The sequence below is a fragment of the Sphaerobacter sp. genome, from assembly GCF_019683595.1.
Taxonomy (GTDB): Bacteria; Chloroflexota; Chloroflexia; order Thermomicrobiales; family Thermomicrobiaceae; genus Sphaerobacter.
Window position 1 is genome coordinate 38,797 of the sequence record NZ_JADGHZ010000004.1, and the last position, 17,359, is coordinate 56,155.

At 67.5% G+C, this 17,359-nt stretch carries 17 protein-coding genes and 1 pseudogene; 5 read left to right on the forward strand and 13 right to left on the reverse strand.

The genetic code is table 11. The features are described 5' to 3' along the window. The first annotated feature begins 55 nt into the window (after window positions 1-55). The 4 genes from IRZ30_RS01010 to IRZ30_RS01025 are packed head-to-tail and all read left to right on the forward strand — an operon-like array spanning window position 56 to window position 3,369. On the forward strand, window positions 56-1,288 hold the full coding sequence (locus IRZ30_RS01010; protein WP_294081983.1) for a zinc-dependent metalloprotease: 1,233 nt from the start codon (window positions 56-58) through the stop codon (window positions 1,286-1,288). Window positions 1,289-1,320: 32 nt separating this feature from the next. Next, window positions 1,321-1,530: a DNA-binding protein gene (locus IRZ30_RS01015; protein ID WP_294081985.1), complete on the forward strand. Its 210-nt coding sequence runs from the start codon at window positions 1,321-1,323 to the stop codon at window positions 1,528-1,530. Between the two features lie 53 nt (window positions 1,531-1,583). Next, the gene (locus IRZ30_RS01020; RefSeq protein WP_294081986.1) at window positions 1,584-2,765 is read left to right on the forward strand and encodes a DNA double-strand break repair nuclease NurA; all 1,182 of its coding nucleotides are present in this window, start codon (window positions 1,584-1,586) and stop codon (window positions 2,763-2,765) included. Next, window positions 2,749-3,369, forward strand: a complete 621-nt coding sequence (locus IRZ30_RS01025; protein ID WP_294081987.1) for a hypothetical protein — start codon at window positions 2,749-2,751, stop codon at window positions 3,367-3,369. The genes IRZ30_RS01020 and IRZ30_RS01025 overlap by 17 nt, the downstream gene beginning before the upstream one ends. 598 nt (window positions 3,370-3,967) lie before the next feature. Here IRZ30_RS01025 and purH read toward each other — a convergent pair. From purH to IRZ30_RS01080, 11 genes are all read right to left on the reverse strand, one after another. Continuing rightward, window positions 3,968-5,497, reverse strand: a complete 1,530-nt coding sequence (gene purH, locus IRZ30_RS01030) for a bifunctional phosphoribosylaminoimidazolecarboxamide formyltransferase/IMP cyclohydrolase (protein WP_294081988.1) — start codon at window positions 5,495-5,497, stop codon at window positions 3,968-3,970. Window positions 5,498-5,524: 27 nt separating this feature from the next. After that, entirely contained in the window at window positions 5,525-6,175 is a 651-nt protein-coding gene (locus IRZ30_RS01035; protein ID WP_294081989.1) for an HD domain-containing protein, read from the reverse strand. A 155-nt stretch (window positions 6,176-6,330) separates the two neighbouring features. Continuing rightward, entirely contained in the window at window positions 6,331-7,644 is a 1,314-nt protein-coding gene (locus IRZ30_RS01040; protein WP_294081991.1) for an acetamidase/formamidase family protein, read from the reverse strand. Between the two features lie 32 nt (window positions 7,645-7,676). Continuing rightward, window positions 7,677-7,934, reverse strand: coding sequence for a MoaD/ThiS family protein (locus IRZ30_RS01045; RefSeq protein WP_294081993.1), 258 nt, complete (start codon window positions 7,932-7,934; stop codon window positions 7,677-7,679). A gap of 142 nt (window positions 7,935-8,076) precedes the next feature. Then, a complete protein-coding gene (locus IRZ30_RS01050) occupies window positions 8,077-8,652 on the reverse strand; it encodes an ADP-ribosylation factor-like protein (protein WP_294081995.1) in 576 nt (191 codons plus the stop codon). 22 nt (window positions 8,653-8,674) lie between these two features. Further along, window positions 8,675-9,214 carry a roadblock/LC7 domain-containing protein gene (locus tag IRZ30_RS01055; protein WP_294081997.1) on the reverse strand — a complete coding sequence of 180 codons (540 nt, stop codon included), beginning with the start codon at window positions 9,212-9,214 and terminating at the stop codon, window positions 8,675-8,677. Between the two features lie 35 nt (window positions 9,215-9,249). Then, entirely contained in the window at window positions 9,250-10,341 is a 1,092-nt protein-coding gene (gene purM, locus IRZ30_RS01060) for a phosphoribosylformylglycinamidine cyclo-ligase (RefSeq protein ID WP_294082000.1), read from the reverse strand. A gap of 29 nt (window positions 10,342-10,370) precedes the next feature. Further along, window positions 10,371-10,736: a roadblock/LC7 domain-containing protein gene (locus IRZ30_RS01065; RefSeq protein ID WP_294082002.1), complete on the reverse strand. Its 366-nt coding sequence runs from the start codon at window positions 10,734-10,736 to the stop codon at window positions 10,371-10,373. Window positions 10,737-10,938: 202 nt separating this feature from the next. Next, window positions 10,939-12,198, reverse strand: coding sequence for a GTPase HflX (gene hflX, locus IRZ30_RS01070; RefSeq protein ID WP_294082005.1), 1,260 nt, complete (start codon window positions 12,196-12,198; stop codon window positions 10,939-10,941). 154 nt (window positions 12,199-12,352) lie between these two features. Next, a complete protein-coding gene (locus IRZ30_RS01075; RefSeq protein WP_294082007.1) occupies window positions 12,353-13,495 on the reverse strand; it encodes a site-2 protease family protein in 1,143 nt (380 codons plus the stop codon). A gap of 76 nt (window positions 13,496-13,571) precedes the next feature. Further along, window positions 13,572-13,856 (reverse strand): cyclic-di-AMP receptor, encoded by a 285-nt coding sequence (locus IRZ30_RS01080; protein WP_012872044.1) that lies wholly within the window; start codon window positions 13,854-13,856, stop codon window positions 13,572-13,574. A gap of 458 nt (window positions 13,857-14,314) precedes the next feature. On the opposite strand from IRZ30_RS01080, the gene IRZ30_RS01085 reads away from it, so the two are divergent. Then, window positions 14,315-16,108, forward strand: a complete 1,794-nt coding sequence (locus tag IRZ30_RS01085) for a DUF262 domain-containing protein (RefSeq protein WP_294082014.1) — start codon at window positions 14,315-14,317, stop codon at window positions 16,106-16,108. Between the two features lie 58 nt (window positions 16,109-16,166). On the opposite strand, the gene ruvX is transcribed toward IRZ30_RS01085, so the two are convergent. Both ruvX and IRZ30_RS01095 read right to left on the reverse strand, forming a co-directional pair. Beyond that, window positions 16,167-16,598 (reverse strand): Holliday junction resolvase RuvX, encoded by a 432-nt coding sequence (gene ruvX / locus IRZ30_RS01090; protein WP_294082015.1) that lies wholly within the window; start codon window positions 16,596-16,598, stop codon window positions 16,167-16,169. Further along, window positions 16,570-17,359, reverse strand: a pseudogene (locus tag IRZ30_RS01095) (hypothetical protein); the annotation flags it as partial. The gene ruvX and the pseudogene IRZ30_RS01095, both read right to left, overlap by 29 nt.

The window sequence follows — 17,359 nt, forward strand, 5'->3', positions numbered from 1 at the left end:
CGTCCGAGCCCGCACGACTGACGTGCCACAGGCTGCACTGGGAAGGCGCACCCCATTGGCAAGATCGACATCCCCAGATAAGCGACTCATCTCGATCGGCCTCCTGATCGGAGCCGCGGTCGGCGTGTGGGCGGGCAATCGCATGCGCGAGCAGCAGGCCCGGCAGGCGACGCGCGAGATCACCGCGCCAGGCGAGCCACCGCCGCTCATCAACTGGAGCCAGGTGCGGAGCGTCGCCGTCAGCTTGAACCGCGAGTCGAGCCTGGAGGGGGTGGACCGCGAAGGGCTCAATGGCTACTACCGTGAGCTCGTCGAGCGTGCGGTGCCCCTGGTCGCGGCCTACACCGGCGATGAGTTGCCCGGCACCCTGGACCGGGTGTACGCCTTCGACCGGATCGACTGGATCGACGCCAACATCGACGGCTTCCGCGACATGTTCAAGCCGCTGGAGGCGCTCAACCCGTTGGGCGAGCAGCGCGGCCCGCGCACGATCAGCCTGCTCTGGGGCGGCCTGAACCAGACAGTGTTGAGCGCGGAGATCGGGTTCCTCCTCGGCTACCTCGCGCGGCGCGTCCTGGGACAGTACGACCTGGCGCTCCTCGGGCGGGAGCCGCTGACCGGCGGCAAGCTGTACTTCGTGCAACCGAACATCACCTCGGTCGAGCGCGCGCTGCGTCTTCCCGATGAAGACTTCCGGCTCTGGCTGACGCTGCACGAGGTCACGCATGCCTTCGAATTCGAGTCACACCCCTGGCTGCGGCAGCACATGAACGGCATGATCGAGCGCTACTTCGAATTCCTGGGCCAGGACATCGAGCATCTCAAGCGCGGCATTGACGGCCTGCGCGCCTTCTGGGATCGGGCACGCAGCCGCGAAGGCACCAACGGGAGCTGGATCGAGCTGGTCATGACGCCCGAGCAGCGCGCGCTCTTCAACCAGATGCAGGCGACCATGTCGGTCGTCGAGGGCTACAGCAACCACGTCATGAACGCCGTGGGCAAGGATCTGATCCCGAGCTACGAGGTGATCGCGCGGCGCTTCGAGCGGCGCCAGCACCAGCGGACGCCCGCCGAGCACCTGTTCGCCCGCCTGACCGGTCTGGACATAAAGATGGAGCAGTACCGGCAAGGTGAAGCGTTCGTCAACCACGTCGTTCGGGAGCGCGGGCACGACTTCGCGCGGCGGCTCTGGGAGGGGCCGTGGATGCTGCCGACGATGGACGAGATCCGCAATCCGGACCAGTGGATCGAGCGGGTCTCGACGGCGCAGCACCCGGCGCCGCTCTAGGCGTGCGAACACGGCCGGAGACGGGGGCAGCCATGGAGAAGCCGGACATCACCTCGGCCGAGCGCCTGCTGCGGCAGGATGAATACACCCTTGAGGAGCTCGCCGCGCTGCTGGAGCTGCGGCCCTACGTGCTGGAGAGCGCGATCTATGGCGGTGAGCTCAAGGCTCGCATGGTCGGCACCGACATCGTGAGCATTCGCCGCGCGGACGTCCTCGACTGGTTGCGTGCCCGCGAGGGGTAGGGGCGCAGGCACGCCACAGCACAGCGCCGCGAGGGTCCAATCGGGGGACGGCGATGACACTGGACCTCAGTCGCATCGCGGATCAACTCAACCGCATGGTCGCCACCCAGCGTGGCGACGGGTTGGAGGGCCTGACGGAGCTGCGCGAGGCCTACGCCGCGGTCGACACCGCCGACCTCCGCGGGCGGCTCGCCGAGGCGAAGACGTCCTGGCTGCTGGCCCGGACCGACGGGGACTTTCGCGCGCACATCCCAGCGCCCACAATCGACGGCGATTTCGCCGTGGTGGCGAGCGACGGGTCATTCATCCTCCCCGACCGGCACAGCCCAGCCCGCTTCTATCTGATCAACATCGGCAAGGTGCTCCTCCGCTACGGCGACGAACCGCGCGCCGAGTTCGCCACCGAGCCGCACCTCTACTACCAGGAGGAGGAACTGTACGTGCCGCACACCGTGCGGCGCATCCCGGTGAACGGGACGGTGTTGGGGCTGAAGCGGGCCACCGAAGAGCTGCGGGCGGTGGCCGAGCAGGCGACGGACCTGCCATGCCCGGCGCTCGCGCTCCAGGACGGGACGCTCATCCTCTGGGCGCTGGAGAGCCAGCCCGACTTCGTGGTGGAGTGGGTGCTGGATCCCTTCCTGGAGACGCTGGCGCGCCTGCGCGATGCCGGGGTGCCGGTCGCTGCCTACATCAGCGCCCCCGGCTCGACCGATGTGGTGAACACGCTGCGTGTGTCGATCTGTGACTACCCGGAGCGGGGGCTGCCGGTCAACTGCGACCACTGCCGGTCGCAGATCCCGCACGGCCGGGTGCCGGCCTGCGACCGGTTGCCCGACGTGACCGACCGTTTCCTGTTCGAGCAGGCGGCGGGGCTGGCGCCGGGTGAGCGGACGCAGGTCTTCGCCAGCACCTCCAAGATCCTGGAGCAGTACGGGCCGGACTTCCACATCCACTTCTTCTACCTGCACACCGGCACCGAGATCGCGCGCGTCGAGATCCCGCGCTGGGTGGCCGAGGATGTCGACTTGCTCGACCGGACGCACGCGATCCTCGTCGATCAGTGCCAGCGTGGCCGGGGATACCCTCCGGCGTTGCAGGAGGCTCACGAGCTGGCCGTCATCCGCGCCGAGGAGCGCCGGGCGGTGGAGGTGCTGATCGAGCAGGCACTGGCGGAGCATGGGATCGTCGCGCTGAGCACCGGGAAGGACGGGAGTAAGCGTGGTCGGTTCGTCTAACGGATCGGCACCGCAGCGGCTCGGGGAGGTGATCGAGACCAGCACGGTGCGGCTGTGGGTGGAGAGCGACCGGCTGCACGACTTGCCGCCGCTCGGGTCGGTTGTGCGCGTGGCCAATGGCGTGGGCGACACGATCTACGCGGTCGTGTCGTTCGGGCAGACGGCCGGCATCGACGAGACCCGGCGGGCCATTCGTCGCGGCTCGGACCAGATCCGCGACGACGAGGTCTACCGCCGCCACCCCGAGTTGACGCAGATCCTGCGCACGACGTTTGAGGCGCTGCCCGTTGCCTATCGCCGCGGCGGCGCGATCCGGCGGATGCTCCCGCCGCTCCCCCCGCCGCTCCACTACTCGGTTGAAGCGGTCGAGGGCGACGACCTGCGAGACCTGACCGGCGATCCGCGCTACCTGTCGCTGCTGGTAGCGGCCGACGCGGCCGTACCGACCGACCACCTTGTGGCGGCGCACCTACGGCAGGTGTACGAGGCGCGCGGTGACGACCGCCCGTGGCTCGAAATGGCTGCACGCGAGATCGCGCGCCTTCTGAAGAACGATTACGACCGTGTACTCCCCCTCCTGGAGGCGATCGATCCGGACGGGTAGGGACCGGGTCTGGGATTAGTGGACATTGCCGAATTTTTCCGGCATGCTCTCCGCCTCGTTTCGTGCCTTCCTCAGCCGATTCGGGCGAATGTCGAACGGATCCGCGATAGGTAGCGAGAAGGTTCTCACGCCGCGATCTGTGCCCGGGGCTAAAGCCGCCGGGCTCACAACGGAAGCCGGCTGAAGCCGGCTGAGGACGGTCGTCCGACCGAGTGGTGAGGAGGACCAGCCGCTCGGGGCGTGCCCAGGGCCAATAGGGTGTGACCAGGTATGTAAGCGTACGTGCTCTGCACGTGCCCGGGGCTCAAGCCGCCGGGTCCAGGCCGGGTGGCGGGATCCATCCTGCCAAGGCGCCAGCCCTGCGTCGCCCCAGCCGGCTTCAGCCGGCTTTCCTTGTCAGCCCGGGGCTCAAGCCCCGGGCACGCGCCGAGTGGCGGGATCCTTCGCACCACCCATCTCCGGACACGCGTCACCCTCCGGCGCCATACCAACGCTGCGGTCCTTTTCCCGGGCACCTGCCGACGAGGCTACTCCCCGCCCCCACTGGGGGGCGGGGAGTAACGTGCATGGCTGGTACCGGTTCAGGTAGTACGGCGCGTCAGTGGCGGAAGTGGCGGATGCCGGTAAAGACCATGGCGATGCCGGCACGATCGGCAGCGGCGATGACCTCCGCGTCGCGCACCGAGCCACCCGGCTGGGCGATCGCGGTCACCCCGGCTTCGGCGGCGGCCTCCACGCCGTCCGGGAAGGGGAAGAAGGCGTCGCTGGCAAGGACGCTGCCGCGCGCTCTGGCTCCCGCGCGCTCCACCGCGATGCGCACCGCATCCACGCGGTTCGGCTGCCCGCCGCCAATCCCGACGGTCGCGGTGCCGATGGCCAGCACGATGGCGTTGGACTTGACGTGCCGCACCGCGCGCCAGGCAAAGGCGAGGCTCTTCAGCTCGCTCTCGGTCGGGGCGCGCCGGGTGACGGTCTTCCACGATGCCGGGTCGGGCTCGGCCCGGTCGAGCGTCTGCACCAGCATCGCACCGTCGAGCACCCGCACCTCCAGCGGATCCTCCATCCCGGTGTCGGGCACTTCGACGACGCGCAGGTTCTTCTTGCGGCGAAGCTCCTCCAGCGCGTCTGGGCTGAAGGCGGGCGCGAGGACGACCTCGAAGAAATGGTCCGTGATGAGGCTGGCGGTGTGCGCATCGACCGGGCGGTTGAGGGCCACGACGCCGCCGAAGGCGGAGACCGGGTCGCTGGCGTGGGCCGTTAGGAAGGCCTGGGAGAGGTCCTCGTGGGTGGCAAGGCCGCAGGGAAGGTTGTGCTTGATGATGCTGACGGCCGGTCCGGGGAAGTCCGCGGCAGCGGTCCAGGCGGCGACCGCATCGAGGTAATTGTTGTACGACATCTCCTTGCCGCTTAGGACCCGCCAGGCGGCGACTCCGCGCGTTCCGCGCGGGTTCAACAGGCGGTAGATCGCCGCTTCCTGGTGCGGGTTTTCGCCGTAGCGTAGGGTAGCCATTCGTTCCCCGGCCAGCGGTAGATGGTCGGGGAAGCCGCCGGCTGGGCGGAGGTAGGCGGCGATCACACTGTCGTAGGCGGCCACGTGTGCGAACGCCTTGGCGGCCAGGTTCCGGCGCATGTCGAGCGGCACGCCGTCGAGCCCGCCCGCGGCGAGCGCGTCCAGCACCGGCTCGTAGTCGCTTGGGTCGACCAGCACGAGCACTGCCGGGAAGTTCTTGGCCGCGGCGCGGATCATCGTCGGCCCGCCGATGTCGATGTGCTCCAGCGCGTCGTCGAGCGTCACCCCGGGCCGGGATACCACCTCGCCGAACGGATAGAGGTTTGCGACCACTAAGTCGATCGTGCCGATGCCGTAGCTGGCCAGCTCGGCCATCTGGTCTGGGCGGTCGCGTCGCGCCAGGAGCCCGCCGTGGATGGCCGGGTGGAGGGTCTTGACCCGGCCGCCGAGCATTTCCGGGCTCCCCGTCACGTCGCTCACCGCGCGGACCGGGATGCCGGCGTCGGCGATGGCCCGCAGGGTGCCGCCGGTTGAGATCAGCTCGAAGCCGATCTCGTGCAGGCGGCGCGCGATGTCAACGATCCCCGTCTTGTCCCACACGCTCAACAGGGCGCGCATTGGTGGGCAAACTCCTTCCGTCGCCGGTCAGGCGGTCGGCCGCACATCCGGCTCGCCGGTCCGGATCTCGGGCATGAACACGATGTCGCGTTGGAACACATCGCGGAACAGGCCACTGCGGGCGTGCGCTCGCTCCACCTCCATCATCGGGTATTCGCGGGCGCGGACGTAGACCGTGACCATGGTCCGACTGACCACGCACCGGATTGCCTGGACCACCTGGAGATGCGAGGCGTCGAGCGCCTCGGCGATGCGCAGGAGCGCCGCCATCTGGGTCACCATGGGTCGCAGGCTGCGCGGCAGGCTCCGGTAGCCGGTGTGCTCCAGCGACGGGGAGGCGCCCCGATGGTAGCGGGCGATGTTGGCGATCGCCAGTCGCTCTTCGGGGGTGAACTCGCGCGCCACGCTGTCGCGGATCACCTCGTAGCTGAGGCGGTGGTGGTCCGCAAGCCGGATCCGCTGGCCGACGTCGTGCCACAGCGCGGCGGCGGCGAGGAGATCTCTCCCCTCGGCGGGCAGGTTGAGCGGCTCACGGAGTTGGTCGAACAGGCTCAGGGCCAGCACGGCGACGTGCCGGCTGTGCTCCGGGTCGGGCGTCTCCAGCGTGGCGGCCGCTTCAGCCCGCCGCAAGGCGGGATCGTGTTCAGGTGACTGCTGATGTTCTTCAAACGCGCTCATGCGCGGCGCTGTCTCCCCTCGTCCGACACGGGTCGGCACTCGCTGGCACGATCATGCCAGGAATCGTCCCGCGCGACCAGGGCAGAGCAGACTAGAGCCCGCTCCGCCCCTGGGCTGTCGGGGAGGAGCGGGCTCGTCATCGCGGTTGCCTGCGCCTAGCCGATCCCGTACTGATCCCGGACGAAGGGGAGCAGGCCGCGCTTCTCCAGCCGGTCGAGCGGCGCGCGGAAGGTGACCTGCACCACACCCGGGTGCCGGCCGATCTCGATCGCCCCGGTGATGGTCGCGCGGTTCTTGACCTCGGGAACCGTCATCTCAAGGAGGTCGGCCGCGCGCTGCAGGCCGTTGTCGGTCGCGCTGTTCAGGTCCGGCCCGGTGCCGATGACCGAGATCGGTGCCGACTCCTCAATTGCCGGGATGCCCCACGCGCGGGCGACCGCCTCGGCGCGAGCGCGCTCCTCGGCGGTCAGCGGCTTGGCCAGGAAGGGCAGGTCTTCGGCGACCGGCAGCAGGATCGGCCCGTCGATGTTCAGGCCCTTGATGACGTGCACCTGGAGCGTCACGACGCCCGACACGTCGCAGGTGTGCCCGGCGATCTCGCCGTCGCCCTGGAGTGCGTGCATGTCACCCATGTAGACGCCACCGCCCGGTACCTTGACGGGGCAGATCAGGATCGCTCCGGCGCGCACGGCGTCCACGTCGAGGTGGCCGTCGGTGCGGTGCGCGAGCTGGTCGACAGTGATGCCGTACTCATGGGGTGCACCGACGAGGAAGGAGCCGAAGTCGCCCGCGTTGTGGGAGTCGGGCATGTCGATCGCCGGCGTGGTGCCGAGCTGGCCCATGAAGGGGCGCATGCGGGCCACCACCCCAACGAGGTCGTGCGGCGCGAAGGTGAGGATCGGGTTCTGGATCGACTTCTCCGGCAGCGCGGCGTAGCGCTTGGCGTCGCGCGCGATTGACTCGGCCGCCTGCTGGTGCAGGGTGACCCCGACTTGATGATTCTCGTCGAAGGCGATGGTGTAGCCGTTGGTGAAGGTGAAGGGGGTGGCGTCGGCGCCGCAGTTGGCGCACCGGACGGCCGTGGGGCCAATGCCCTCGATGCGGGTCTCGGGGTAGAGCGTGCCGCACTCGGGGCAGCGCCCGGCGACGTACGGGTCGCCGAGGAAGCGCCCAGTCATGACCTGATCGTTGCCGGAGGCCGTCGCGATCGACGTGACCACGATGTCCTTAATCCGGATCGCGATCGCGTCGCCGACCTCGGCGCCCTCGACGGCGACGGGCTGGGTTACCTCGTGGCCGCCGCGGATGGCCGGGGTGATCATCGGCCCCCAGCAGCCGGGTGCGGTGTTGGCGACGATGTGGCCACCGTCCCGAACCGGGCCGAGCATCGGTCCGGTCGGGCTGAGGATGCCGTTGGTGAAGGTATCGACGAAGACGGTCTCGTGTCCTGCCTGGACCTTGATGGCCATGACGCGCCCTCCCTTGCGGAATGCGTCTCGGCTCAGCGACCTGCCGAGCCACCCGACACCGGCTTGAGGAATGCTATCTCATCGTCGGGCGCCAGCGGATGGTCGCCGGCGACGGAGGTGCCCCGGACGACCGGCAGGGACGAGCCGAGCGCTGCCTCCAGCGCAGGGTAGCGCTCGCGGAGGTGGCTCAGCAGATCATGCACGGTGGCACCCGGTTCCAGCGTGACGGTGAGCCGTGGAACCCCGGCGAGTTGGGAGAGACCGGGCCCCAGCCGGACGTATACCTCCATGCGCGCCGCTCCTCCGTGCTGTCGACTCGGCGATGGCGTCGCACGCCCCTCGGTGAACCGTGTGGTTACAGGTCAGTATAACCGGGCCGCGCTGGTGCTGCACCAGTCGGCAAGTCCCGGGCGGTGGCTCGGTGTGCGGTCGCTAGAGCTTGTTGACGACAAGCTTGGAAATGGCGCGCAGGGTCTCGAAGACGCCCTTGCCGGTTACAGCGACCGCCTCGAAGCGGGGAGCCTTGATCGTGTTCAGGTAGCGGTCGAGTACGGGCGTGGGGAGGGCATCGGGCAGGTCGGTCTTGTTGTATTGCATCACCAGCGGGAAATCGAGGAAGCGTTTGCCCTGCGCGGTGATGTTCTGAGCCAGCTCCCGCAGGCTTTGCAGGTTGTCGGCCAGGCGGTCTCGCTGGGCGTCGGCGACGAAGACGACGCCGTCGGTCCCGTTGAGCACCGCCACGCGGGTGCGCTCGTAGAGCACCTGCCCCGGCACGGTATAGAGGTGGAAGCGGATGGTGAATCCGTGCACCTTGCCCAGATCGAGCGGGAGGAAGTCGAAGAACAGGGTCCGCTCCGTCTCCGTCTCGATGGAGAGGAGTTCCCCCTTGGTGTGGCTGGGGATCCGCGAGTGGATGTACTGCAGGTTAGTCGTCTTGCCCGAGAGGCCCGGGCCGTAGTAGACGATCTTGCCGTGGATTTCGCGGGCCGCGACGTTGATCAGCGCCATCTCGGTGTCCGCTTCCTCGCCGTTACTTGCTCGAAGGGTCTTTCGTCCCGCTCGAGTCATCCTTGAACAGCAGGTCGATGGTATCGGTGGTCGCCTTGCGCACTTGCGCGAGGCGCGGTGTCTGTTGGGCCTGCATGCTGCGCTCCCGCACGAGATCCAGGATGCCGGAGAGCACGGTCGTGGCCCGCTTGGCGAGCACCTTGACCAGCCCGAGGTGGGCCTGGTGATCGAAGATGACGACGAGCAGCCAGTCGTCCTGAACCGTCTCGGTGAAGATCTTCTCCCGGAGCCCCTCCTGGAGCAGGGTCCGGAAGCCGTCTTCATTGAGCAGCCGGGCCATCTCCCGGGTGGACGCGTAGGTCGCGGCAAGCAGCGCGCCCAGATGCTGCATCTCCGGCCTGATGCTGTCGCTCTCCCAGGCGAGGATCTGCCCGGCGCGGTCCAGCACCATGCTGTAGCTGGCTCCGGAGTCCGCGATGAGCCGCTGCAGGCACGCTGTGATCTGCGCCGTGTCCTCTTCGGTAACGACCAGGTTGCTCAGTGCCCGGTCAAACGGAATCATCAAGGCCTCCCGCTCGCGTCGGGTGCCGGGGCGCGTCAAGCGCCGCCGGCATCGGCCAGTCCCACGTAGCGCGCTCTGGCCGGTTGCCCCTGTGGGGCCGCCCGGACCTCCCCGATGATGTGTGCGCCTTCGAGCTGGGCGGCGAGCTGCTGTGCGTCCGCGGGCGCAGCGATTAACACGAATCCCACGCCCATGTTGAACACACGGTACATCTCGGCGGAGTCGATGCCGCCCGCCTGTTGCAGGCCGCGGAACAGTGCCGGCGGCTCCCAGGTGCGGACGTCGATCACGGCCTCCAGCCCCTCCGGGATCACCCGCCCGATGTTCCCCGCGAGCCCTCCGCCGGTGATGTGGGCCATGCCGCGGAGCACCCCCGTTTCGAGCAGCGGCTCGACGACCGGCAGGTACGATCGGTGCGGCTCCAGCAGGAGCGCCCCAAGCGGCCGGTCGGCCCACGCGGGCGTGCTTGCCAGTCGCTCGCGGGCGGCCGGGTCTTTGGGATCGAGCGCGAACGCCGCTCGTGCCAGGCTGTACCCGTTGGTGTGCAGGCCGGAACTGGGCAGGCCGACGAGCAGGTCGCCGGCACGGATCGTGGCCCCGTCGACGATGCGGTCGCGGTGCACGGTTCCCACGATAAAGCCGGCCAGGTCGTAGGTTCCGGGCTGGTAGATGCCCGGGAGCTGGGCCGTCTCACCGCCAATCAGGGCACAACCGGCGTCCCGGCAAGCCTCGGTCATCCCGCGCACCAGCGCCTCGATCAGGCCCTCGGGGAACCGCTCTGCGGCGATGTAGTCGAGGAAGAAGAGCGGCCGGGCGCCGCAGGCCAGGATGTCGTTGACGCAGTGGTTGACCAGGTCGACGCCGATCGACTCGTGCTGGCCGGCGATCTCGGCGACGAGGATCTTGGTGCCGACGCTGTCGGCGCTCGACACCAGGACGAACGGGTTGTCCGGCCCTGGCGCCTGAAAGAAGGCGCCGAAGTGACCGACGCCTCGCAACACCTGCGGTCCGTGCGTGGCGGAGACCAGTCTGGCGATCTGCCCCTTCGCGGCGTCGGCGGCGTCGATATCGACACCCGCGTCCCGATAGCTGGCCTTGCCACCGTGGGCTGGCTTTTCCGTGCTCACCGAGGCTCCCGTGGTGCGCCCGCCCCCGCTCAGATCGCGGCGACGGCGCTGGAAATCTGATCGACGAAGCGCCGGATGATGAGGCGCATTCGGCCGAGGTTGAAGTCGCCGCGGGCCACGGTCACCAGGAGCAGGTCGTCATCGAGCGGCGTGAGGATGACGACGCTCTCGCCGTACTCCAGGATTGCCTGCCGCGCCGACCCTTCCTCCAGTTCCTGCCCCAGGGCGTCCATCATCAGCAGGCCGCTCACGGCCATCGCCGAGAGCGACTCCACATCGACCCCGGGATCGGCAGCGGCCTCGACCACGAGGCCGTCCGCGCCGACAACTGACACCATCAGCAGCCCGCTGGCATCTCGTAGAGCTTGCAGTGCTTGCCCAAGCGACCCCGTCATTTCGGCTCCTTGTCGCTGACGACCTCGTAACTTGCGCCTCGATTATAGCGACGGGGTAGGGCTTCCTCTAGGTACCGACTTGTCCTGAAGGAATGATTCGAACCTAAGTACTAGCGACGCCCACCGGTATCGAGGCGACGCGGGTCATTTCCGCGCCGCCCCGGTACCTCCTCGGCCAGCGGTGAGTATGGCACAGCAGGAGTCAGCGCGTCCCGGCCGTCTCCCGGTATGGCTCGAACCGTGGCAGCAGGTCGACGGGTAGGTGCCCGGCGAGCAATGTGCCGTGCTCGCCGAAGCGCTCGCTGTCGACCTTCCCGGCCCGGTGGAAGAGGTCCACCAGCCCGGCCTCGCTGTAGGGCACGACCACGCGGACCGGCACCAGCCGCTGCTGCTGGGTGAGGATGTCCTCGACCCGCTGGAGCAGCAGGTCCACCCCAGCCCCCGTCGCCGCTGAGATCGGCACGTAGGTCGGCGGGAGGTTGAGGTCCGCCGCGATCCGATCGGGGGTGAGGCCGTCACCCAGCCGGTCGATCTTGTTGAGCGCGGTCACTATCGGTCGGCAGTCCGCGCCCAGGTCCTCCAGCACCGTCCGGACGGTTTCCGCCTGCTCTGCCGCCTTCGGGTGCGTCACGTCCATCACGTGGACGATGACGCTCGCCTCCAGGATCTCCTCGAGCGTGGCCCGGAACGCAGCGACCAGGAAGGTGGGCAGGTTATGGATGAAGCCCACCGTATCGGTCATCAGCACCGTCCGCCCGCTTGGGAGCGTCACCCGTCGCGTGGTCGGGTCGAGCGTGGCGAAGAGCTTATCCTCGGCCAAGACACCCGCGTCGGTCAGCCGGTTGAGCAGCGTGGACTTCCCGGCATTGGTGTAGCCCACGAGGGCGATGACGGGGATGTTCTGACGCCGGCGCCGATTCCGGTAGAGCTCGCGGTGGCGATGGACCTCCTGCAACTGGTCCTTGATCAGCGCGATCCGGCGGCGTGCCTGCCGGCGGTCCACCTCCAACTGCGTCTCACCGGGACCACGCAGACCGACGCCACCGACCGCCTGCCGCGACAGGTGCGTCCACATGCGGGTCAGTCGGGGCAGTCGATACTCGAGCTGGGCCAGTTCGACCTGCAAGCGCCCCTCGTGCGTCTGTGCGCGGCGGGCAAAGATGTCGAGGATGAGCGCCGTGCGGTCGATCACCTTGGCGTTGAGCGCATCTTCCAGGTGCCGGAGCTGGCCGGGGGACAGTTCGTCGTTGACGAGGACGACGTCGTAGTGCAGGGTCTCCTTGAGCGCGCGGATCTCCTCCAGCTTCCCGGCGCCGACGTAGTGTGTCATGTTGGGCTTGGGGAGGCGCTGGGTTGAGGAACCCACAACGACGAGGCCGTCGGTCTCGGCCAGGTGGGCCAGTTCGGTCAGCGAAGATTCCAGATCCCACCCATCGTTGCGCCAGTCGACGGCGACCAGCAACGCGCGCTCGGCGGTGGGGTTGGTTTGTAGTCTCCGTCCGATAGTCTCGCCTTCCTTCCGAATCGTCGGGGTTGCGTCTGCATCTAACGGTGGAGCATCAGGTTGCTCAGTGCGACCAAAGTATACCATCGGTGGTCGCGCCGGCTGAACCGGATCAGCGGTGGACAAGCCGCTTACGCGCTCGGGCACGGTCGAGGAGACGGGTCACGGCGAGGCGCCGGTCGATCGCGCCCACGACCTCGCCGCCGTGGGTGACGAGCACCACCCCGGCGTCGACCTCGAACAGCCAGTCGAGGACATCGCGGACGCTGGTGTCGTCCTCCAGCCGCGGCAGGCCGGCCAGGGGGATCATTGCCTCGGACACGGTCCGGTGCGGCCACTCCGCGCGCCGGAAGCGGCGGAGCCGGTCGAGCGGCAGGATCCCCACGGTCTGACCGCCTTCTTCGACGAGCGCAGGCCCGCTCGGCTCCTGTGCCAGGAGAACATCGAGCGCGGCATCGATCGACTGCCCTGCGTCGACGCGCGGGTTGATCCCGGCCACGATCTCCCCGGCCGAAATCTCGGCGCCCGCGACGACAAAGAACGTGCGCGCCATCTCCTCGCGGGCAGTCCGGCTCATGGCCCAGCCGACCAGGATCAACCACAAGCCCCAGACCGCGAGGTCACGCCCGCTGCTGAGGAGCGCCAGACCTCCGGCGAAGGCCATAAAGGCGATCAACTGCCCGTAGACGACGGCGGCGCGGGTGCCGATGGTGTAGTCGTCGTGCAGGTACCACACCAGGGCACGGAAGACCTGACCTCCATCGAGGGGATACCCGGGGAGGAGGTTGATCCCGGCCAGCGCGACGTTGACAACGGCCAGGTAGCCGACATCGCGCCGTAGGAGCACGGGCTCCGCCGGGAGCACCCACCAGAGCAGCGCGAGCATCAGGCCCAGCGACAGCGAGGTCAGCGGCCCGGCCAGGGCCACGAGGGTGTTCTGGCGGGGAGTCCCCGGATCGTTGAACCCGGCCCGTGCTCCGCCGAAGGGGTAGAGCGCCAGGCGGCCGGGATCATGGCCCAGCCGGCGCGCCACCGCCGCGTGCCCGAGCTCGTGGAGCAGGAGCGAGCCCAAGGCGCCGGCAACCAGCAGGGTTCCGGCGATGTACCAGTGCGGTACGCCGATGGACGAGTCTGCCGACGGTCTGAGGGCGGTCAGGGTGAAGCCTGCCGCGGCCAGCGTGGCGAACAGCCACCCTAACGGGATGGCGAGCGAGGAGCCGAGGAGGCGGACGGCGAGGGCGAGTCGGGGATGCATTCCCGCTCCCTCCTGGCCAGCGATCGACGGCGCGCGGGACGGCGGTCACCCCGGCTCGGGCGGCGTGGAGTGCCGATCAGAGCCGATGGTAGTCTTCGAGGTTGAGCACGAACACGGTGGCAGCAGAGGTCTGAACCTCGGTGCCCTCACCCTGCTGGGCGCGAGCCCTGGCCTCGTGCCGGATCACGTCGAGCACCTGATCGACCTGATGATCCTGCACGCCGATCATGATGGTGGTGTTGCCACGCCGCAGGAAGCCGCCGGTACTGGCAAGTCGGGTCGCACGGAAGTCGGTTTCTAAGAGGGCGTCGATAACCGCATCGGCGTCCTCGTTTTGAACGACAGCAATGATCAGCTTCATGCGTTCCTCTCCCCGCTCCGACGACCCGTCGCGCTCCGCGATTATAGGCTCACACGAGAAGGGGCGTCAATGGAGGCGGTCCTGGTGCAGCCCTTGCGGCGGTTGCCAGCGGGTTCCTGTCCGCATGAGCGGCACGTCCGATCTGCACGTCCCCGTGCCTCCGGCGGCTGATCCATTGTTGCAGTGACAGTAGCTATGCAACAATGAGCAGGTAGCGCACCAGAACCCAGCAGGACCTGGGTGCAGCCTTCTAACCGACTCGATGCTGAGCCGCAGTTCAACACGCGGTGCGGCCGCTTGAGCACGGGGGCACGGGCGATGAGCACACTGTCCATATCCGTCGGAGGGATATCTGGGGCCGACGTGACGGTATCCATCTGCTCCCGGATGAGCACGCGGCGGCGCCCGACGTTGAGTGCACCGGAGCCCGCATCCGGTAAGGTGGAGGAAGAGGACGAATGGCAAACATGCGCTACTCCGTCACCCAGGCGGCGGTACGCTCCCTGTTCACCTGGATTGAGTCGGGAGACATCGCGATCCCTGAGATCCAGCGGCCCTTTGTCTGGGACGCAGTTAAGGTGCGAAACCTGCTGGACTCGCTGTTCCAGGGCTATCCCGTAGGCTACCTCATCACCTGGCGCAATCCGGATGTGAAGCTCAAGGACGGAACCGTATCCGCTGGGAGGCGCATCCTCATCGACGGTCAGCAGCGAGTGACGGCGCTCATGGCGGCGCTGCTTGGGCGCGAGGTGATCGACAAGAACTACCAGCGCGTACGCCTTCGCATCGCGTTCCACCCGGGACGCCGGCAGTTTGAGGTTAGTAACCCTGCTATTCAGAAGAATGCTGCCTGGATCCCTGACATCGCCGTCGTGTTTGACCCGCAGACGAGCTTGTTCGACCTCGTCAACACCTATTGTGACCGGAATCCGGGCACCAGCCGTGACGAGGTGTTCCGCAGCATCGAGGCGCTGCTCGGGATCACGGCCAACCAGATCGGCCTGATTGAACTCGATCACGACCTCGACATCGAAACTGTCACCGAGATCTTTATCCGCGTGAACTCAGAAGGCGTCCCGCTTAGCCAGGCCGACTTCGCGATGTCGAAGATCGCTGTCAATGAAACATACGGCGGGAACATGCTGCGCAAGGCGATCGACTACTTCTGCCACCTGGCTGTTGCGCCCGAGTTCTTCGACACGGTTCAGGCCGACCGCGAGTTCGCCCGGAGCGAGTTCTTCCCGCACCTGAGTTGGCTGCGACAGGAGAATGATGATCTGTACGATCCGTCCTATACGGACATGCTTCGGGTCGCATTTACCTCCGAGTTCCGACGCGGCCGCCTGGAAGAGCTCGTGGCGCTGCTCTCCGGGCGAAACTTTGAGACGCGCCAGTACGAGGAGGCCATCGTCGAGGAGTCGTTCGCCAAACTGAAGAAAGGGATCTTGCGCTTCATGAACGAAACGCACTTTAAGCGTTTCCTCATGATCATCCGCTCGGCGGGGTTCGTCGACTCCTCGATGGTTAGTTCGCAGAATACGCTCAATTTTGCCTATATCCTCTACCTCACGCTCCGCGATGCGAGGATCCCAGATGCGGATATTGAGAGGTACGTGCGCCGTTGGTTCATCATGTCTATCCTGACCGGCCGATACTCTGCAGCACCTGAGACCGCCATCGACTACGATATTCGCCAGATCCAAGAGCAGGGTATTGCCACCTACGCGGAGAACGTCATCCACGCGGAGCTGTCCGACACCTTTTGGGAGTCGCTTCTGCCGCAGTTGATGACGACCTCGGTCGCGTCGAGCCCCTACTTCCGTGTGTTCCAGGCGGCGCAAGTCAAGATGAACGATCGGGGATTCCTCTCCCAGGACATCAGCGTCCGCGACCTGATCGAGGTCAAGTCGGACCTGCACCACATCTTCCCGCGCCATTTCCTGAAGAGTCACGGAATGTCCCGTGGGCAGTACAACCAGATCGCCAACTACGCGGTCACCCAAAGCGAGATCAATATCGCCATCGGCAGCAAGGAGCCGCGTGTCTACTTCCGCGAGCTGCGAGAGCAGTGTCAGGGCGGGCCGAGACGCTACGGGAACATCACTGACCCTGACGTGCTCCGCGAAAACCTCCGGATGCACTGCATTCCTGAGGGAGTGGAGGATATGACGGTGGAGGACTACCCCGCATTCCTGTCGGAGCGCCGCAAGCTGATGGCTCGGAAGATTCGGTCGTACTTCGAGAGTCTGTGAATCAGCGCGCGGCCGCCTGCTCCGGTGACTAGGTGGTCGAGGCGGCCCCGACTTCACTTCACCCCCGCTGCGAGTCGAGGTAGCTCTGGAGGATGAGAGCGGCGGCGACGGCGTCGACGTGTTGCTTACGGCGGGCGCGGCGGTGGCCGGCTTCGATGAGGCTCTGATCCGCCATGAAGGTGGTCAGGCGTTCGTCCCAGAAGACGATGGGGAGGTCGATACGGTCCCTCAGTTGCTGGGCGAAGGCACGGGTTGCGGCGGCCTGGGGGCCCTCCCGGCCGGACATGCCGATCGGGAGGCCGATGACGATGCGTTCCGGGTCGTAGCGCTCGATCAACGCGACGAGGCGGTCCATGCCGTCACGTTTCATGTCGACCGACTCGACCGGGCTGGCGACCAACCAAAGCTCGTCACTGACGGCGACGCCGACGCGACGCTCCCCAACGTCGAGTGCGACCAGTCTACGACCCGGTTGGGAGTTGCTCGCCACTGGTGACTTCCACCCGTATACGTGACGGAATCTGCGGCATGCGCCGCGGCAGCCAGTCGGGGCCTTGCTCGATGTGATACTGGGCCACGCCGGGCATGGCCTCCAGGGTCTGCTCGGCTTCCTCGATGCTCTTGCCCGTGACCTGTTCGATGAGTGCCTGTTGCTGCTCCGTGGTGATCACGGTGCGTACCACCGCTTCGGCGTGGACGCGGAAGGCGGTCTGCTCCTCGTTGAGGGGAGTGGGGTCGCTCACGGTCACCGTCGGGCCGAGCAGGATCACTCCGTTGCCCGCCTGGGCCGCCAGCCGACGGCCGACTTCATCGCGGGCCTGGGCGTCGAGCTGTGCCGGGTTGTAGAGCTTGCCGCGGACCGTCTGGCTCGCGTGGACGGAGACCTTCTCGGCGTCCTGGCCGACCTGGTGGCTGAACTCGAACACCGGATCCTCCACCTGCAAGGAGCCGGGGACGAGCTTGAGCTCGGGGTCGATCTTCGCCCGGAACTCCGCCTCGGCGCGTGCGGCAAGGTCGGCCTCGGCCGCCTCACGGAGCGCGGCGATGTCCGCCTCGCTGACGGTGGCGATCCGCTTCATGGTGCCGCCCTGAATCGGCTCGCGGTTGGTGAAGTAAAGGCCGTTATCCAACTGCCCGACGATGGTGCCGGCGTCGGCGTTGCCGTCCGGTCCCGGTTCAGCCGCCATGACGGTGACTCCTGCCGTGCCGAGCGCCAGGGACCCGAAGGGGTCGGCGGCCGGGACGGTCACG

Excerpts from the sequence above, each read along its gene's own strand:
- IRZ30_RS01035 (WP_294081989.1), bottom strand. The coding sequence starts at position 6,175 with ATGAGCGCGTTTGAAGAACATCAGCAGTCACCTGAACACGATCCCGCC.
- IRZ30_RS01015 (WP_294081985.1), top strand. The coding sequence starts at position 1,321 with ATGGAGAAGCCGGACATCACCTCGGCCGAGCGCCTGCTGCGGCAGGAT.
- IRZ30_RS01050 (WP_294081995.1), bottom strand. The coding sequence starts at position 8,652 with ATGGCGCTGATCAACGTCGCGGCCCGCGAAATCCACGGCAAGATCGTC.
- purH (WP_294081988.1), bottom strand. The coding sequence starts at position 5,497 with ATGCGCGCCCTGTTGAGCGTGTGGGACAAGACGGGGATCGTTGACATC.
- IRZ30_RS01065 (WP_294082002.1), bottom strand. The coding sequence starts at position 10,736 with ATGACGGGGTCGCTTGGGCAAGCACTGCAAGCTCTACGAGATGCCAGC.
- IRZ30_RS01085 (WP_294082014.1), top strand. The coding sequence starts at position 14,315 with ATGGCAAACATGCGCTACTCCGTCACCCAGGCGGCGGTACGCTCCCTG.
- IRZ30_RS01080 (WP_012872044.1), bottom strand. The coding sequence starts at position 13,856 with ATGAAGCTGATCATTGCTGTCGTTCAAAACGAGGACGCCGATGCGGTT.
- IRZ30_RS01075 (WP_294082007.1), bottom strand. The coding sequence starts at position 13,495 with ATGCATCCCCGACTCGCCCTCGCCGTCCGCCTCCTCGGCTCCTCGCTC.
- IRZ30_RS01020 (WP_294081986.1), top strand. The coding sequence starts at position 1,584 with ATGACACTGGACCTCAGTCGCATCGCGGATCAACTCAACCGCATGGTC.
- IRZ30_RS01055 (WP_294081997.1), bottom strand. The coding sequence starts at position 9,214 with ATGATTCCGTTTGACCGGGCACTGAGCAACCTGGTCGTTACCGAAGAG.
- IRZ30_RS01040 (WP_294081991.1), bottom strand. The coding sequence starts at position 7,644 with ATGGCCATCAAGGTCCAGGCAGGACACGAGACCGTCTTCGTCGATACC.
- IRZ30_RS01045 (WP_294081993.1), bottom strand. The coding sequence starts at position 7,934 with ATGGAGGTATACGTCCGGCTGGGGCCCGGTCTCTCCCAACTCGCCGGG.